Origin of the sequence: Devosia sp., from assembly GCF_025809055.1 — a bacterium.
Taxonomy (GTDB): Bacteria; Pseudomonadota; Alphaproteobacteria; order Rhizobiales; family Devosiaceae; genus Devosia.
In genome coordinates, this window is the sequence record NZ_CP075529.1 from 128,404 (window position 1) to 145,580 (window position 17,177).

16 protein-coding genes are annotated in these 17,177 nt (G+C 63.8%); 2 read left to right on the forward strand and 14 right to left on the reverse strand.

The features are described 5' to 3' along the window. Nucleotides 1-69 precede the first annotated feature (69 nt). Nucleotides 70-1,641 carry a hypothetical protein gene (locus tag KIT02_RS00605; protein ID WP_297580899.1) on the forward strand — a complete coding sequence of 524 codons (1,572 nt, stop codon included), beginning with the start codon at nucleotides 70-72 and terminating at the stop codon, nucleotides 1,639-1,641. Between the two features lie 84 nt (nucleotides 1,642-1,725). Next, on the forward strand, nucleotides 1,726-2,676 hold the full coding sequence (locus tag KIT02_RS00610; RefSeq protein WP_297580901.1) for a nucleoside hydrolase: 951 nt from the start codon (nucleotides 1,726-1,728) through the stop codon (nucleotides 2,674-2,676). Nucleotides 2,677-2,832: 156 nt separating this feature from the next. Here KIT02_RS00610 and KIT02_RS00615 read toward each other — a convergent pair whose 3' ends face one another. From KIT02_RS00615 to KIT02_RS00680, 14 genes are all read right to left on the reverse strand, one after another. Beyond that, nucleotides 2,833-3,648: an inositol monophosphatase family protein gene (locus KIT02_RS00615; RefSeq protein WP_297580903.1), complete on the reverse strand. Its 816-nt coding sequence runs from the start codon at nucleotides 3,646-3,648 to the stop codon at nucleotides 2,833-2,835. Next, on the reverse strand, nucleotides 3,645-4,481 hold the full coding sequence (locus KIT02_RS00620) for a glycerophosphodiester phosphodiesterase family protein (protein WP_297580905.1): 837 nt from the start codon (nucleotides 4,479-4,481) through the stop codon (nucleotides 3,645-3,647). The genes KIT02_RS00615 and KIT02_RS00620 overlap by 4 nt, the downstream gene beginning before the upstream one ends. 1 nt (nucleotide 4,482) lies before the next feature. Beyond that, nucleotides 4,483-5,520: an ABC transporter ATP-binding protein gene (locus KIT02_RS00625; RefSeq protein ID WP_297580907.1), complete on the reverse strand. Its 1,038-nt coding sequence runs from the start codon at nucleotides 5,518-5,520 to the stop codon at nucleotides 4,483-4,485. An 82-nt stretch (nucleotides 5,521-5,602) separates the two neighbouring features. Beyond that, nucleotides 5,603-6,427 (reverse strand): ABC transporter permease subunit, encoded by an 825-nt coding sequence (locus tag KIT02_RS00630; RefSeq protein ID WP_297580909.1) that lies wholly within the window; start codon nucleotides 6,425-6,427, stop codon nucleotides 5,603-5,605. A gap of 1 nt (nucleotide 6,428) precedes the next feature. Beyond that, a complete protein-coding gene (locus KIT02_RS00635) occupies nucleotides 6,429-7,214 on the reverse strand; it encodes an ABC transporter permease subunit (RefSeq protein ID WP_297585407.1) in 786 nt (261 codons plus the stop codon). A 98-nt stretch (nucleotides 7,215-7,312) separates the two neighbouring features. Further along, a complete protein-coding gene (locus tag KIT02_RS00640; RefSeq protein WP_297580911.1) occupies nucleotides 7,313-8,464 on the reverse strand; it encodes an extracellular solute-binding protein in 1,152 nt (383 codons plus the stop codon). Nucleotides 8,465-8,796: 332 nt separating this feature from the next. Further along, nucleotides 8,797-9,831: a substrate-binding domain-containing protein gene (locus tag KIT02_RS00645; RefSeq protein WP_297580915.1), complete on the reverse strand. Its 1,035-nt coding sequence runs from the start codon at nucleotides 9,829-9,831 to the stop codon at nucleotides 8,797-8,799. 64 nt (nucleotides 9,832-9,895) lie between these two features. Next, nucleotides 9,896-10,879: a branched-chain amino acid ABC transporter permease gene (locus KIT02_RS00650; RefSeq protein ID WP_297585410.1), complete on the reverse strand. Its 984-nt coding sequence runs from the start codon at nucleotides 10,877-10,879 to the stop codon at nucleotides 9,896-9,898. 2 nt (nucleotides 10,880-10,881) lie between these two features. Next, on the reverse strand, nucleotides 10,882-11,769 hold the full coding sequence (locus tag KIT02_RS00655) for a branched-chain amino acid ABC transporter permease (RefSeq protein WP_297580918.1): 888 nt from the start codon (nucleotides 11,767-11,769) through the stop codon (nucleotides 10,882-10,884). A 69-nt stretch (nucleotides 11,770-11,838) separates the two neighbouring features. Further along, complete coding sequence (locus KIT02_RS00660; protein WP_297580920.1) at nucleotides 11,839-13,035, reverse strand: ABC transporter substrate-binding protein; 1,197 nt, start codon at nucleotides 13,033-13,035, stop codon at nucleotides 11,839-11,841. A 39-nt stretch (nucleotides 13,036-13,074) separates the two neighbouring features. Continuing rightward, nucleotides 13,075-13,809 carry an ABC transporter ATP-binding protein gene (locus KIT02_RS00665; protein WP_297580922.1) on the reverse strand — a complete coding sequence of 245 codons (735 nt, stop codon included), beginning with the start codon at nucleotides 13,807-13,809 and terminating at the stop codon, nucleotides 13,075-13,077. Beyond that, complete coding sequence (locus tag KIT02_RS00670; protein ID WP_297580924.1) at nucleotides 13,802-14,560, reverse strand: ABC transporter ATP-binding protein; 759 nt, start codon at nucleotides 14,558-14,560, stop codon at nucleotides 13,802-13,804. Before KIT02_RS00670 ends, KIT02_RS00665 begins: the two co-directional genes overlap by 8 nt. Then, on the reverse strand, nucleotides 14,557-15,342 hold the full coding sequence (locus KIT02_RS00675; protein WP_297580926.1) for a 3-hydroxybutyrate dehydrogenase: 786 nt from the start codon (nucleotides 15,340-15,342) through the stop codon (nucleotides 14,557-14,559). The genes KIT02_RS00670 and KIT02_RS00675 overlap by 4 nt, the downstream gene beginning before the upstream one ends. A 387-nt stretch (nucleotides 15,343-15,729) precedes the next feature. Further along, nucleotides 15,730-17,124 (reverse strand): sigma 54-interacting transcriptional regulator, encoded by a 1,395-nt coding sequence (locus tag KIT02_RS00680; RefSeq protein WP_297580928.1) that lies wholly within the window; start codon nucleotides 17,122-17,124, stop codon nucleotides 15,730-15,732. Nucleotides 17,125-17,177: the final 53 nt, after the last annotated feature.

The following is a 17,177-nucleotide window of genomic DNA, read 5'->3' on the forward strand; positions in this document are numbered from 1 at the left end:
GCCCCTGAACAGGGTATGCATCCGCGCAGATGAACGACTAGCCTTCTGGAACAATCCGGGAGGTGCCCCATGAACCCCATTCGCCTGGTCGTCGGCTTGTCGGCCCTCATTCTCGCGGCAATGCTGGCTGCGGTGCCCGCGCAAGCCGCCACCGTGACCTTCATGTCGTGGTTCTATTCCGCCGATCACGCTGTCCCCCACATTCACTATGACGGCCCGGTGGTCGATGGCGACCTGGATCAGCTGAAGTCGGTGTTCGATTCCTACGTCACCTGCGATCTGGAGCAGTTTCCGGCCGAAGGCGGTAATTGCGCAGTCCTCTCCCTCAACAGCCCCGGCGGGAGCTATATCGAAGGCCTGCGCCTGGCCCAGTACCTGCGCGACAATCGCATTGCCAGTGTCGTGGAAGTCGGGTCCCAATGCTATTCAGCCTGCGCCTTCGCCTTTCTGGGCGGGTCCGGCTATTCGAGCCAGTCGCGCGTCGGCGTCTATGTCGATCGTGTCGTGGAGCCCGAGGGCATTCTGGGCTTCCATGCGCCCTATTTCGCGCCCGATTCGCTGGATGGGCTCGTGGCCGAATTCGGCCTCGATGAAGTCCTCGGCGCCAGCCGCGACGACATTTCGCTGATGGTTCGCCAGCTGGTCAGCTGGAATGTCGATGAAAATGTCCTGGGCTACATTGTCTCCATGGGCCCCGACGAAACCTATGACGTGGTGACCGGCGAAGACTATTTCCTCACCCGCACGGCGCTGCCCGATACGCCCCTGTCCCTGTGGGGCGCCAGCGCCAGCGATCCGATCCGCAATGTCTGCACCAATCTCCTGGCGGTGCACGAGAACGAATTTCCCAGCGCCGTCATGGATCGCATCACCGATTCCACCATCCAGCCCATTGGCGTCGACGCCAGCGGCAACGCCATCAGCGGCATTCGGCTTGGACCGGACAACGGCCTAGACGTCACCTTCTGCGGCATGCCCACCGCGCAGCTCGAGGCCGCCGCCGATGCGGATATTGCTCTCTATAGCGGCGCGGGGATCAACGGAACGATCTCCTCGATCCTGACCTATTTCCATCGCCCCGATGGCTGGTCGAGCCTGGATGCGGGTGGCACGGCCAGCCGCTCGATGTTCCAGAAGGGCGCGATGAACACGCTCTTTCTCGACATCACAGCCAATCTGGCCACGGGAGATCAGACGGTCATCGACTATATCAACATGGACAAGTTCATGACCCCCGCCATGCTGGCCGGCATGGCCGATGGCACGCCCTATGTGCAGTCCACCCTTGCCCTTGAGGTCAGCAGCGAAACGGGCTGGTCGCGCACCAGCCGTCACGGCGGCGCCGAACTGGTCGAGCAGGTCGGCACGCGCCGCCTCTACGACATGGTCCAGCAAAGGCTTGCCGCTTCGGCGGGGGTCGAACACCAGTCGGTTTCTGCCGGCGGGTTCATCTACACCATCCGCGATACCGCCTCGGCCAGCCCCTATGTCTGGGTCGGGTTTCTCGATGGTGACGAGGCCAATGTGGTCCGCATCGATCCCCTGATCGCCAGCGATGGTACGGTCACCCAGCTCGACGCCCTCTACGCCATTGCCTGTTCCTTGACCTTCAAGACCACGCGCCTGGGCTGCGCGGCATGACAAAAGCGCGGGTCCGATTGGCACTGGCCAAAGGGCCCGCGCTGTGGCTTATGGCGCCACGCAAAAAATTCGTACAGGACGTCCATGAAGGTCATTTTTGACACCGACCCTGGCATCGATGATGCCATGGCCCTTCTTTATCTGAGCAAGCTGCCCGAGATCGAATTGCTGGGCATCACCACTGTGGTGGGCAATTCCAATATCGAAACCACCACCCGCAATGCCCTGTTCCTGCGCCAGCAGTTCGGCCTTGCCGCCCCGGTCATCGAGGGCGCTGGCGAAACGCTGGATGGCGTAGTCAAGTCCGAACCGGTCGTCGTGCATGGCGAGAACGGCCTGGGCGACATCGCCATTCCCGAGGTGGACCGCACCGGCCTGCGCGCGGGCACGGCCAGCCAGTTCATCATCGATACGCTCCGCGCCCATCCGGGCGAGGTGACCATTGTCGCCGTCGGCCGCATGACCAACCTGGCCCTTGCTTTGCGGCAGGACCCGGCCATTGCCGGCCTGGCCAAACAGGTCGTCATCATGGGCGGCGCCTTCGGACTCGAGGGCCGCAGCGGCAACATCACCCCCGCTGCCGAAGCCAATATTTTTGGCGATCCGGTTGCGGCCGACGAAATTTTCGCCGCCGATTGGGAAGTCGTGGTCGTCGGCCTCGACGTCACCCACGACATCGTGCTCTCCAATGCCTATCTGGCCGATCTGGCCGCCTCGGTTGGTGAGAATGGCGAAATGCTGCGCCAGATGTGCGAGCATTACGCCAAATTCTACACCGAGATCATGGGTCTGGCCGGCGTCGTCGGCCATGACCTTTTGGCCATCACCTATCTGCTCAAGCCCGAATGGTTCGAGACCCGTCCCGGCCCCGTGCGCGTCCTTACCGACGGCATTGCCGTGGGCCAGACCATCCAGATGCCATCGGCCCGCACCGGCGGTCACCCCGACTGGAACGGCCGCCGCCCGGCCCTGGTCTGCACCAAGGTGGACGCCCCCGCCGTGCTCGAGCACTACCGCCAAACCGTCAGCCGCTGATGGTCGTAGGGGAGGGGTCGGCCTCTCCCCTATGGCGCCTCTCCACACTGGATGTCACCCCGGCTCCATCGCCCCCTCGCCCCTCCGGGGAGAGGGCCGGGGTGAGGGGTGAAAGCCCCCCGGCGAGCGCCGAAGCCACCTCGAAAGCGAAACGCTCTACCCCCTCGGCTCCTTGGGCGGCACCGCCTTGAGCTGGTCAAGCAGGAACGCATGGGTGGCCCGGTTGGCAACGATCATTGCCCCGGTGCGCTCGAAATAGCCCGGTCCGCGCCCCCACCAGTCGGTGACGACGCCGCCGGCTTCTTCCACCAGCAGGATCCCGGCCGCGGTATCGACGAAGCCGGTTTCCTCGAAATAGCCGGTCAGCCGCCCGCAGGCGACATAGGCGCAGGAATTGGCGGCGCTGCCGACCACGCGGACGGCCCCGATGGGCGCGCGAATGGCGTCGAGCCGCTCATAGGCGCCCTTGTGCAGCGACAGATTGGGCGTCGGCAGGCCGGTGCCGACCACCATCAGGCCGACATCCTGGCTGCTGCTGACCGAGAGTTTCTCGCCATTGAGATAGGCCCCGCCGCCCTTGACGGTGGTGAACATCTCGTCGGAAACCGGATTGTAGACGAGCCCGCACATGGTCTGCTCGCCCCGCCGCAGGGCGATGGTGATCGTATAGTGCTGCCCGTTGATGAAATTGGTGGTGCCATCGATCGGGTCCACCAGCCAGCGGTGTTCCAGGTCGTCGCCATCCACGGGCGGAAATTCTTCTCCCGTCAGGCTCCAGTCCGGATAACGGCCCAACAGGTGCCCGCGGATCAGGGTTTCCGAATCCCGGTCGGCGTCGGAAACGAAGTCGCCTGGCCCCTTGATGCCGATTTCAAGATCGCGGAAACGCTGGAAGTGTTCGAGCGTCAGGGCTCCCGCCCCGCGCGCCGCCACCACCATGTGCTCGAGGATCGTGTCGTAATCGTGGGTCATGTCTCGAGGGCCGCGTAGAGCCCCTCCGGATCGTCGGTTGTTATCTGGTCGACCTTGAGGTCCAGCAGGCGCTCGACCTGCACCACACTGGCCGGCGTGACCTCGCGGATGGTCCAGGCGTCGATGCGCGTGCCATGCCGGTGGAAGGCGTCGACGATGTCAAATCCAGCATCGGCCGCATGCGTCACCATTTCCCAGTAGAGATAGACCAGTGCCGCATCGGGCATCTCGGCCATCGCCTCGTCGACGTATTCCTGCAACCTGCCTGCCGCCAGTGCCGCTCGAAACCTGGCCTCGTTGGTCGCGTCGAAGCCTTTTTTCATGGCCGGCAAGGCCGCTGTCAGCATGTCGATGGCTTTGGCGGAGCCGGACGATACCACCATGTTGGACGCCACCGGCCCGGTCGCCGCCACGAATTTTGCCACTGCACGGTCGTCGAGAACGCTCTCGTCTTCCTTGTAGTCGAGCTGCAGCAGGGCATCGGGATGTACCGCGCCCCCGGCCATCAACTGGCACAGGTCTTCGAGCAGCATCACCGCGTCGGGCAGGGGCTCTCCGTTGTTTCCCCGCAGGTTGAGCTGCCGGATTGCCGCGTCGCTGGTCCCTGCCACGGGCCCCGCGCCCGTCGTCTCGCGATCCAGCGTCAGGTCGTGCAACACGGCCATGCCCTTGTCGCCTGTGACCACCAGATCAACCTCGACACTGGCGCCAAGCCGCATCGCTTCGAGGATACGCGCGCCAGTAAATACCGGGTCGCTCGCGCGCCGTCTGCCGCGATGCCACTTGAGCCAGGTGCGATGGCCGTGCCTGTCGATGAACAGCGGATCAGCCATCTCAGCTCCGGTAAATCTGCGCGTCGTTGCGATAGGCCGCCACGGCGCGGGGCTTGAGCGTCACGCCCTGTCCGGCTTTGAACAGATCGGGATGAGAGACCATCGACTTGAGGCGCACCCCGTCGCTGAGGTCGAGGTCGACCAGTCCATGCGTGCCGAAATCGGTGACGCGATGCACGCGGGCCTGGCCCGGCTCGGCCGCCTCGATATCCAGCGCTTCCGGCCGCACCGCCAAAGTCGCGGGGCCATCCACCACCGGCATGTCGACCCTGAACCCGCCATGCTCGAAGACCCCGTTCGAGACTGTGCCCTCGATCAGGTTCATCGTGCCGATAAAGCCGGCCACGAAAGGCGTTTTGGGCTCGCGATAGACGACATCGGGGCGATCGATCTGTTCGGTGCGTCCATTGCGCATGACCACGATGCGGTCGGCCATGGACAGGGCCTCGTCCTGTCCGTGGGTCACGAACAGGGTGGTGATCCCCAGCCGCTGCTGGATATCGCGCACTTCCTCGCGCAGCCGTTCGCGCAAATGCTGGTCGAGGCTGGCAAAGGGTTCGTCGAGCAGCAGGATTTTCGGTTCCAGCACCAGCGACCGCGCCAGCGCCACGCGCTGCTGTTGCCCGCCCGAGAGCTGCGAAACATGGCGATTGCCATAGCCGCCAAGCCCCACCAGTTCGAGCACGGCATCGACTTTGTTCTTGATTTCGTCGGGCGGCAGGCGGCGCAGCTTCAGCCCAAAGGCCAGGTTCTTGAACACATTCATATGCGTCCACAGCGCATGGCTCTGGAACACCATGCCGGTCGGTCGCTTTTCCGGCGGCAGGTGCGTGATATCCTCGCCATCGATCTGGATCAGCCCACCTGTCGGCCGCTCGAACCCGCCCACCATGCGCAGCAGCGTGGATTTGCCCGAGCCGGATGGCCCGAGCAGGCAGACCAGTTCGCCGTCTGCGACATCGAGGGAGAACGTATCGACGGCGACCACATTGCCGGCGGGGAAGATCTTGGTGACGTCTTTGATCGTGAGTACGGACATTTCCGTTCCTGTCAGCTAGCCAATGCGGACAGGTCCGCAAATAGGTTCAACTCGAGCGCGGTGTTGGAGGTGCAGTGCCTCATCATCCCCCGAACCCCCGCGCAAAGGCCCCGCCGCCGATGACCCGGCGCGCAAACATCAGGGCGATGAAGCTCGGCACCCAGAGCATGACAGAGAGCACGGCGCCGAACTGGATGACCATCTGGTTGTTGATGAAGGAGATCATCAGCACCGGCATGGTGCGGATACCCGGCGCGCCGATCAGCCAGGCGCCCTCGGTCTCGTAGAACGTGCCGACAAAGCTCAGCAGCAGCGCGGCCGCAATCGTCGGCCCGGCCTGCGGCAGCGTCACCGACCAGAATACCCGGAATGGCCCGGCGCCCACGTCGCGCGCCGCTTCCTCCATGCGCCGGTCGACGCCCTGGAAGGCGGCCACCGGAATCCAGATCATGAACAGCAGCGTGCCCACCAGCTGGATCAGCACCACGCCCCAGAATGTCCCGATCAGGTTGAGCTGCAGGAAAATGGCGGCAATGGCGATCAAAAGGCCGAATTTCGGAAAGGCGTGTCCGGCCAGGAACGAAAAGAACAGGAAGGTCCGGCCCGGAAAGTTCATGCGCGCAAAGGCATAGGCCGCTGGCAGGCAGATGGCCGCCGAGAGCAGCGTCACCACGGTGGACAATTGCAGGCTCAGCGTCAGTGCGGCCCACACATCCGGCCGGGTCAGCGTCTGGTTCCAGAACCTGAGCCCGAATTGCTGCGGGATGACATTGGGATAGCGCCAGGCCTCGGTGAAAGCCCAGGTGCCGACCACGACCAGCGGGACCACCACGACCAGCGACAACAGCGCGGCGAAGGCAATGCCGGTCCAGTCGATCGGCGCGCGGGCCGGGGCAAGATCGCTCATCTCATTTCCCCTGGTTGCGCGCGACCGAGCGCACGTAGAACAGCCCGAAGGCGATGCAGAAACAGAAGGTGATGACCGCCTGCGTGATGGCATTGAGCGGATCGTTCACCTCGCGGAACGTACGGTTCATGAATGGGCCCATCATTTCCGGCGAGGCCGGTCCGAGCAGGTAGGGCAGGGTGAAGGACGAGAAAATGCCCAGCACCGCAAAGGAAATGGCCACCAGCACCGAATTGGATATGCGCGGCAGGATGATGTGCCAGAACACCTGGAACCGGCTGGCGCCGACATCGCGCGCCGCCTCGATGGCCGGATTGGCGATATTGCCCAGGCCCGACAACAGGATCAGCACGGTCAGCGGGATATTGTCCCAGACGAGCCCGATCACCGGCCCCCAGGGCGTCAGGTAAGGCGTACGGATCTTGGGCAGCCCCACCCAATTGAGCAGGATGTCGACCATGCCATTGGGCCCGAGCACGCGAATGAACGCATAGGCCAGGATGATGGACGGCACGAACATCGGAAAAATGGCGAGTGCCTGCACATAGGCCGGCAGGCGGCCCTGCGAAAACCGCAGGTAGAGCGCGATCGGCATGCAGATGGCCAGCAGCAGTGCGGCGCACATGCCCGTGGTCCATAGCGTGATCGTCAGGTTGTTGATCGAATACTGGTCGGAAAAGAAGAATGTATAGCTGGACAGGTTGAAGCCGGCATTGCCGTCGGCATCAGGCCGCCAGATGGTGCGGCCAATGGCATTGATGATCGGCCAGATGATCAGCCAGGCCATCAATAGGACAGGGATCGCGACGAGCAGGAGGCCGGTTGGCCTCCTGTCGTCATTGGTTTCGATGAGCGGACGTGCCGCTCCTTGGGCCGTTTCGGTGGTCACGAGTTGCGATCGACGTTCGGTGCCACGTTGCGATACCAGCCGTCATTGATCGGGCCGGACCAGTCGCCACCCGGGAAGGTGGGAATGGATGTCGGCACGATGTCGGCAAAGCGCTCGCGCAGTTCCGCCGAAACATGGTCCCAGCTCACGCCGGGGAAGCCACCCAGTTCGGTCAGGATGGCGCTCTGGATTTCCTCAGAGAGGATGAAGTCCGCCAGCTTGAGGGCCGCATCGCGATTGACGCCGTTTTCGATCACGATCGAGCGGGTGAAGCCGCCGGCAAGAGCCAGGTCCTGGAGCTGCACGAGGCCGGTATCTTCGGGCAGGACGCCCTGGCTGATGGCCTGCAGCACCTGGTCGGACCAGACCGGGGTCATGGTCACAACACCCTGCGACAACAGCTGCATGGACTGGGTGTTGCCCGAGGAGTACGCGCCGTTGTCATAGAGCGACGGCCCGATATCCTTGAGGATTTCCCAGGTCTTGCCCAGGGCTTCGTCACCGAATTCCTGGGTATAGTTGCTGACGGTGAAGGCGGCCGGGTCAAGGCCGTTGGCCTGGTGGATGGCGCGGCGCACGAAGTTGCCACCCGAGCCGCCCTTGTCGGGACGGTTATAGACGAACTGGCCGGGATTGGCCTTGATCCAGGCGACCAGGTCATCCCAGTTCTTGGGTGCATCGGCGGCGCTGAGCTTGGTGCTGTCATAGGCGAGCAGCACCTGGCTGCCGCGATAGGGCAGCGAGTAGTCGCTCTCGATGGCCAGCGGATTGACCTTGGAATAGTTGCTGAGGCCCGCTTCCTTGATATTGGCATAAATGCCGGAGTCGATGGCCCCGGCCGGCAGTTCGGCATCGGCGGATTCGAAGAAGTCGGCTTGCGGGTCGGTACCCGTCTCCTTGGCGGCCATGGCGCGCTCGGCAATCGAGATGACGCCGGCGCCATCGCCGGCATCGACCAGGTTCAGCGTCACGCCCGGATTGGCGGCCTCGAACGCCGGCTTGACCGTATTGGTCCAGAAATCGAGGATATTGCTGTCCGAGCTGGTGTACCAGTCGATCACGCCTTCGGCAGCGAAGGATATGCGGGGCATCAGGGCCATGCCGGCCACAGTACCCGCAGCGGAAATCATGAAGTCACGACGTTTCATGTGTTTTCTCCCATCTTGGCGGCCGCAGGGGACCACCGCGCTTATCGGTGCCGAGTGCGGAGGCGGCGTCACGGCGCTAGCCGTATTGGCGACCCGGATCGGCACCGGTTCGCCCGCCTCATGGGCCTCCTCCCTCATCGCTCCGGCGTTGGCAGGCAGTCCCAATCTGATGCTGGGTAATGTCCTGCGCGATACGCCATCGCATGACCAAGACAACACCCATTTCCGATTGCACACAAGTGCATTCGTTTCGTTGGGGACAAGTTGCTAGTCACATTGCGTAACGCTTTGATGACAAAAAAGGTGTTGCACACCTGTGCAAAAATTGCGCGCTACCGTGCAACGGGGCGGACAGATTGTCGCCAGATCGGGGTCGGCTCCACCAGTTTTCGGGCGGTTCCGCCATCCTCGGGCTGGCGCAACAGCCCGACCACCATGTCCGCGATCTGGTCCATGGGCTGGGCGAAGGTGGTCAGATTGTAGGATGACCACCCAGCCTGCTCGATATTGTCGAAGCCGATGACGCACAGGTCCTCCGGAATCGACAGGGAGAAATCGTTGCGCGCCGAATCCATGAAACCCAGCGCGAAGAGGTCGGTGACGCAGAACACGCCATCGGGGGCGTTGGAGCGGCCAAAGACCAGCCGGGCTGCCGTCATGCCCTCCTGGTAGCTCGACGGCCCCACTTCGGTCACCGCCACGGGCAGTCCCGCCTCTTTTGCGGCACGAACGAAGGCGGTCTCGCGCTCCACCAGGCTCGCCGTATGCGAATTGGATGTGACCAGACCAAGCCGCTGGCAGCCGGCGCGCTTGAGCAGGAACAGCGCCTCGCGTCCGGCCATGCCATTATCGACACCCAGATTGCTGCTGCCGCTCAGCCGCTCGTCGCGATTGATGAGGATGACCTGCTGGCCATTGGCAAGACAGGTCTCGATCAGGCTGGCCGGCGGCGCCCCCGACAGCACCACCGTGGCATCGGCCCGATAGTTGAGGGTTTGCCGCAGCGCGCGCGAAACGCTGTCGGTGTCGGTCTCGGTATTGATCACCATGGTGATCTTGCCCGAAGCCTGCAGTTTTCGCGTCAGCACATCCACCAGTTGTGCACGCACGGGCGTCGTAAGATTGGCGACCACCAGGCATACGATATTGCTGCGTTCGCGCAGGCCGCGTGCCAGGTGGTTGACGTGATAGCCCAGCGCTGCCGCGGCATCGAGCACCTTGCGGCGCGTCGGTTCGGAGACGCTGGCACCATCGGTAAAGGTGCGGGATACCGCCGAGCGGGAGACCCCGGCACGTTCGGCCACCATGCGGGCACTGACAAAGCTGCGGCCAGGGGCGTCTGTTTTCGGCGCGGCAGTCTTGGGCATCGGCGGCTCCGGCGGGGCTGATGCCTTAGCATAGCAGTCCCGCCCTATCCCCGCGCAAGTCGGTCTAGAGCGGCTTCTTCAGCCACTTGGCCAGGACGCCAACGATTCCCTCGCGGAACAGCAGCACGCTGATCACGAAGATCGTGCCCTGCAACACCGTCACCCAGGCACCGAAGCCGGCAAAATAGTTCTGCATGGTGACGATCACCGCAGCACCCACAAAGGGCCCAAAAATCGTGCCCATGCCGCCCAGAAGCGTCATCAGCACAACCTCGCCCGACATGGTCCAATAGACGTCCGTGAGCGATGCCAGCTGGAACACCAGGGCCTTGGTGGCTCCGGCCATGCCGGCAATCGTCGCCGACATCACGAAGACGGCCAGCTTGTAGCGATTGACCTTGTAGCCCAGCGAGATCGAGCGGGGCTCGTTGTCGCGGATGGCCTTGAGCACCTGCCCGAAGGGCGAGTGGATGATCCGGTAGATGGCCAGCAGTCCGCCGAAGACGATGGCCAGCACGACGAAATAAAGCGTCATGTCATTGGCCAGCGGCAGCACGCCGAAGAGATTGCCGCGCGGCACCGCCTGGATGCCGTCCTCGCCACCGGTGAACGGAGCCTGCAGCGAAATGAAGAACACCATCTGGGCAAAGGCCAGGGTCACCATGGCGAAGTAGATACCCTGCCGCCGGATGGCCAGCGCGCCGATGACGAGGCCGAGCAGGCCCGCAGAGGCCATGCCGAGCAGGATCGCCACTTCCGGGTTCAGTCCCCAGACCTTGGCGGCATGGGCCGTGACATAGCTGGCGGCACCGAAGAAGGCGGCATGGCCGAAGGACAGCAGTCCGCCAAAGCCGAGCAGCAAGTTGAGAGCCGAGGCGAACAGCGCGAAGCACAAGATCTTCATGATGAAGACCGGGTAGAGCACGAAGGGCGCGATCAGCAGCAGCACCAGCAAGACGGCGAAGATGATGATGTGATGCTTCGGGGTGCCGATCGGCAGGGCGCGGGCAGCGCTTTGGGTCGTCGTCGGTTCAGTCGTCGCGCTCATGGTCATGCTGCCCTTCCGAAGAGACCTGCGGGCTTCACCAGGAGCACGATGGCCATGATGACGAAGATCGCGACCGAGGAGGCCTCGGGATAGAAAACCTTGGTGAGGCCCTCGACGATGCCGAGGCCGAAACCGGTGAGAATGGCGCCCAGGATCGAGCCCATGCCGCCGATAACGACCACGGCGAAGACCACGATGATGAGATCGGCGCCCATGTTTGGATTGACCGAATAGATCGGGGCCGCGAGCACGCCGGCAAAGGCGGCCAGCGCCACGCCGAACCCATAGGTCAGGGTGATCATGCGCGGCACGTTGATGCCGAAGGCGCCGACCAGCGTCGGATTTTCCGTCGCGGCGCGCAGATAGGCGCCAAGCCGCGTGCGTTCGATGGCGAACCAGGTGCCGAAGCAGACCACCAGCGAGGCCAGCACCACCCAGGCGCGATAGTTCGGCAGGAACATGAAGCCCAGGTTCTGCCCGCCGCTGAGTTGCGATGGGATCGAATAGGGTAGGCCGGATACGCCGAACTGGTTGCGGAACAGGCCCTGCAGGATCAGCGCCAGCCCGAAGGTCAGCAGCAGGCCATAAAGATGGTCGAGGTGATAAAGCCGGCTGATCATCAGCCGCTCGAGCAGCACCCCGGTCGCGCCCACCGCGATCGGCACCAGGATCAGCGCGCCCCAATAGGGGATGCCGAGATAGGTCAGGCCCATCCAGGCGAAGAACGCCCCCATCATGTACTGCGCGCCATGGCTGAAATTGATGATGTTGAGCAGCCCGAAAATGACCGCCAGCCCGAGGCTGAGAAGTGCGTAGAAGGAGCCGTTGATCAGCCCCAGCAGCAATTGGCCGAACAGGGCCTGTGGGGGAATTCCCAGAAGCTCGAACATGGTGACCTTACCTGGAGAAGGGGAGAGCGCCCCGGCCGGAGCCGGGACGCCTGGAGGATTGGGACAGGATTACTCGACGAGGGCGCAGCCGCCGTCTTCCAGCGGACGAAAGGCCGCTTCCGCCGGAATGGTGGCGAGCAGCTTGTAGTAGTCCCACTCGCCGGTCGACTCGTCGGGGGTCTTCACCTGGAACAGGTACATGTCGTGGATGTGCCGGCCGTCGGCCCGCAGTTCACCCTCGCCGAAGACCGGGTCGGACGACGGATTGGACTTCATCCAGTCCATGACGCCTTCGGTGGCCTTGTCGCCGCTGGCTTCCACGCCCTTGAGGTAGTGCGTGACGGCCGAATAGACGCCGGCATGGACCATGGTCGGCTTGGAGCCGCCCATTTCCGCCGAGAAGCGCTCGGACCAGGCGCGGGTGTCGTCGTTGAGATCCCAGTAGAAGGCCTCGGTCAGCACCAGGCCCTGCGCTGTTTCAAGACCAAGCGCATGCACGTCGGTGATGAAGATCAGAAGACCGGCCAGCGCCTGCCCGGCCTGGGTGATGCCGAATTCGGCGGCCTGCTTGATGGAGTTGACGGTGTCGCCACCGGCATTGGCCAGCCCGATCACGTCAGCGCCGGAGGCCTGGGCCTGCAGCAGGAAGCTCGAGAAATCGGTGCCCGGGAAGGGGTGGCGGACCGAACCCACGACTGTGCCGCCCGAGGCTTCCACGACCTTGGCAGTGTTTTCTTCCAGCGAATGACCGAAGGCATAGTCGGCGGTCAGGAAGTACCAGTTCTTGTACCCGCTATCGACCATCGCCTTGCCCGTGCCATTGGCCAGGGCATAGGTGTCATAGGTCCAGTGGGCCGTGCCCGGGGCGCATTGCGCGCCGGTAAGATCGGTCGAGGCAGCACCCGAATTGAGGAAGATCTTGCCCTTCTCGCGGGTGATTTCATTCACCGCCAGCGCTGCCGAAGAGGTCGGCACGTCCACGATCACGTCCACGCCTTCCTCGTCATACCACTGGCGGGCAATGGTGGAGGCCACGTCGGGCTTGTTCTGGTGGTCGGCCGAGATGACCTCGACATTGATGCCCTTGCCGGCAGCATCGAAATCCTCGATGGCCATGCGGGCGGCAACCACCGAGCCCTCACCCGAAAGGTCGGCATAGATGCCCGAGCGGTCATTGAGCACGCCCAGCTTGATGTCGACGGCCATGGCCGAACCGGCCATCAGCATGGCGGCCAGTCCCGCCAGTGTCAGTGTCTTGAAATTCATGGGTTTCTCCTCCTTTTCGGTCCATTCGGACCCTGTTGCTTACACGCCGAGATAAGCGTGAAGCTTTGCCAGATTGCTCTGGATTTCGGTGTTGGGGATCATGTCGATGACCCGGCCCTGCTCGACCACGTAGTGGCGGTCGGCGACCGAGGCGGCGAAATGAAAATTCTGCTCGACCAGGATGATGGTGAAGCCCTGCGCCTTGAGGGCCGCCAGCGTCTGGCCGATCTTCTGCACGATGACCGGTGCCAGCCCCTCGGTCGGCTCGTCGAGCAGCAGGAACTTGGCGCCGGTCCGCAGGATGCGCGCAATGGCCAGCATCTGCTGTTCGCCGCCAGACAGCTTGGTGCCCTGGCTCGAAAGGCGTTCCCGAAGGTTGGGGAACATGGTCAGCACGTCGTCGCGGCTGAGCCCGCCCGGCCGGATCACCGGCGGCAGCATCAGGTTCTCGTCGACCGACAGCGAGGAAAAGATGCCGCGCTCCTCGGGGCAGAAGGCGATGCCGGCCTTGGCAATGGCGCGCGCCGGCAGGTTGATCAGTTCCTGCCCGCCGAACTGCACCGATCCCTTGCGCTTGCCGATCAGCCCCATGATCGCGCGTAGCGTGGTCGTCTTGCCCGCGCCGTTGCGGCCCAGGAGTGTCACCAGTTCGCCCGGCGCCACGTCGAAATCGACGCCGTGCAACACATGGCTCTCGTCATACCAGGCTTCGAGGCCACGGACGGCGAGGGCGGAACCGGCTTCGGTCGATGTGCGGATGGCGGCCTCAGGCATGTCCGGCTCCGATATAGGCTTCTACGACCCGCGGGTCCTTGGAAACGGTCTCATAGGGCCCCTCGGCCAGCACTTCGCCACGCGCCAGAACGGTGATCTTGTCCGACAGGTCGGCGACCACCGACAGGTTGTGCTCGACCATCAGAATGGTGCGCTTGGCCGAAATGCGCCGGATCAGCGCCGAAATGCGGCTTACGTCCTCCTGCGCCATGCCCGCCATGGGCTCATCCAGCAGCAGCATTTCCGGCTCCAGCGCCAGCGTCGTGGCGATTTCCAGCGCCCGCTTGCGCCCATAGCTGAGCTCGCCCGCATTTTCGCCGATGAAGGGCGTCAGCCCCACTTCCTCGACACGCTCGCGGGCTTCCTCGTCATAGGCGTTGAGCACCTTCTGATTGCGCCAGAAGTCAAAGCTGTCGCCGCGGCCGCGCTGCAGTGCGATGCGGACATTTTCCAACACGCTCATGCGCGGAAACACCGCCGAAATCTGAAAGGACCGCACCACGCCCAGCCGGGCGATGGCCGCCGGAGCGAGGCGCGTGATATCGCGGCCATTGAAGGTGATATTGCCGGCCGTCGGCTGCAGGAATTTCGTCAAAAGGTTGAAGCACGTGGTCTTGCCGGCGCCATTGGGGCCGATCAGCGCGTGGATCGTACCGCGCTCGACATCGAGGTCGACCCCGTTGACCGCGGTAAAGCCGGCAAACCGCTTGGTCAGCTGCCGGGCGGAAAGGATGATGTCGGGCGAACTCATTTGGCGGTCCAGCCTCCGTCGATTGAAATGGTGGAGCCGGTGATCGACCGCGCCCAGTCCGAGCAGAGATAGGCGGCGAGTTCGGCGATCTCCTCGGGTTGCACGAATTGGCGCGTCGGCTGCGGCGCCAGCATAACCTTGCGCACAACCTCCTCTTCGCTCAACCCATGGACGCGCGCCTGGTCCTTGACCTGGGCGGCCACCAGCGGTGTCCACACATAGCCCGGGCAGATGGCATTGACCGTCACGCCCTTCTCGGCCGCTTCGAGCGCCACGGTGCGGGTCAGCCCGACCACGGCGTGCTTGGTCGCCACATAGGCCGATTTGAAGGGAGAGGCGCGCAGCCCGTGGGCCGAGGCGATGTTGATGATCCGGCCCCAGCCGCGCTCCACCATGCCGGGCAGGGCGCTGCGAATGGCATGAAAGGCGGAATCGAGGCTCACCGCGACAATGCGGTTCCAGTCGCCGGTCGGAAACTCCTCGATCGGCGCGACTTTCTGGATGCCGGCATTATTGACCAGCAAATCGATGCGTCCGAACTTGGCAATGACAGTATCGGCCAGGGCCTCGCTGGCCGCCTGGTCGGCAAGATCGGCGCCGAAATACACCACACGGCCATCCCCCAGGCCGTTCAACTCCTGAACGATTCCGGCGACGTCGGCATCAGACTCGATGCCGTTCAATGCTACGTCATGTCCCATGCTGGCAAACTTGTGCGCGATCGCGAGCCCGATTCCGCTCGTCGACCCCGTCACCAGCGCCACGCGCCTTGACTGGACCATCTCCACCCCTGTCACCGGCCATTGCGGCCGCTATTCTTTTGCAGGAGTACAGTGCAGGTTCCGTGCCAAACCCGGATTTCCAGGCTTTTTGCATCGTCCGGACTACGTGTCTGTCCGAATATCAGGACATATTCTGCAATTTGTCCGGTAATCCGGACAGGCAGTCGAGCGCGTCAGATGGAAACAGAACATTCCACGGACTCGATTGTCACCCCGGCGCAGGCCGGGGCCCACAGGCCCCCTTCACCTCCCCCTAGATGGGGGAGGTAGCGTCGCTAGGCCCGCAGGGCCGTAGCAAAGCTAGGTGGGGGTGATTCCCCCGGTTCAGCAAAAAGGGCCACTCGCAGCGCCAGCTCAAACGTGACCAGATCCAACAGGCGAAAAACCCTATTCGAGTTGGTGCCGCTTGAGCTTCTCATAAAACTGCGACCGCGATACGCCCAGCCTTCGCGCCGCAGCGCTGCGCGAGCCGTCCTCGGCCGCCAGGGCATCCACCAGCGCGGCGCGTTCGGTGGCTGCGAGGCGGTCGGCCAGGTCGCCGGCAATCTGGTTTGGGGCCATCCGGGCCGCATCGCGGGGCAGGGCGCGGCGTACCAGCTCGATATCGATGACCTCACTCGGCGCCATGGCCGCAGCCCGTTCCAGCACATTGCGCAATTCGCGCACATTGCCTGGCCAGCCATGCCGGGTCAGCTGCTCCACCGCGTCGGGCGTCACCACCCAGCCGCGCTGGTCGCGCGGCCGGGGGATCGACTCGAGCAGGGATTCGGCGATTAGCCCGATATCGTCCAGCCGTTCGCGCAGCGGCGGCACATAGATGGTCAGCACGGCGATGCGGTAATAGAGGTCGGCGCGGAACGTCTTGTCCTCGAGCCTCTGTTCCAGCGGCTGCGACGTGGCGGCGATGATGCGCGCGTCCACCTTCTTGACCGTATTGGAGCCGAGCGGCTCGAACTCGCCTTCCTGCAGGGCCCGCAGCAGCTTGGCCTGAAGGGCGGCCGGCATGTCGCCGATTTCGTCGAGAAACAGCGTTCCGCCATGCGCCAGCTCGAACTTGCCCTTGCGCGGCCTGCGGTCCGCCCCGGTGAAGGCCCCCGGTGCCACCCCGAAAAACTCCGCTTCCAGCAGCGCCTCGGGTATGGCCGCCACGTTGACCGCGACAAAGGGGCCGTCTGCCCGGTCCGATTGCTGGTGCATGGCATGGGCCAGTAATTCCTTGCCCGTGCCGGTTTCCCCCAGGATGAGCGCCGCCCCGTCGCGCAGCGCAAAGCGTCTCACAATGGCCTTCAGCTCCCGCACCGGGGCGGAGGCGCCCACGAAACTGGAAAGCGAATATTTGGTCTGCCGTTCGCGGCTGAGGGCGGCCTGGGCCCGCGTCAGCTGCTTCTGCATGGTCTCGAATTTTTCGAGAATGGGCGCCAGGTAGTCGATTTCCTCGTAGAACACGAAGCCGACCGCGCCCTGGATTTCGCCGTGCTCATTGCGCAGCGGCAGCCGGCACACCACAAATTGCTTGTCGTCGAAGGCCATGATGTCGATCAGGATCGGGCGCCCGGTCTCCACCACCCGCCGCAGCAGCGAATGCGGGATGATATCCTCCACCGGCTCGCCGACGATCTTTGCCTCCGGCGCAATGCCCAGAAGCTGACGATAGCGCTCGTCGATCCAGGTGATCCGGGCATCGGCATTGACGGTGATTGCTCCCTTGAAACTCTCGCCCAGCGACGAAAAGGCGTCGAGCACCGTGGCGACGGATTTTGGGAGATTGGGGATTTCCTGCATGGACGCGTGCGTTCGGGCCTGATCTTTGCCGCGGGCGGTCCCGGCGGCGGAAG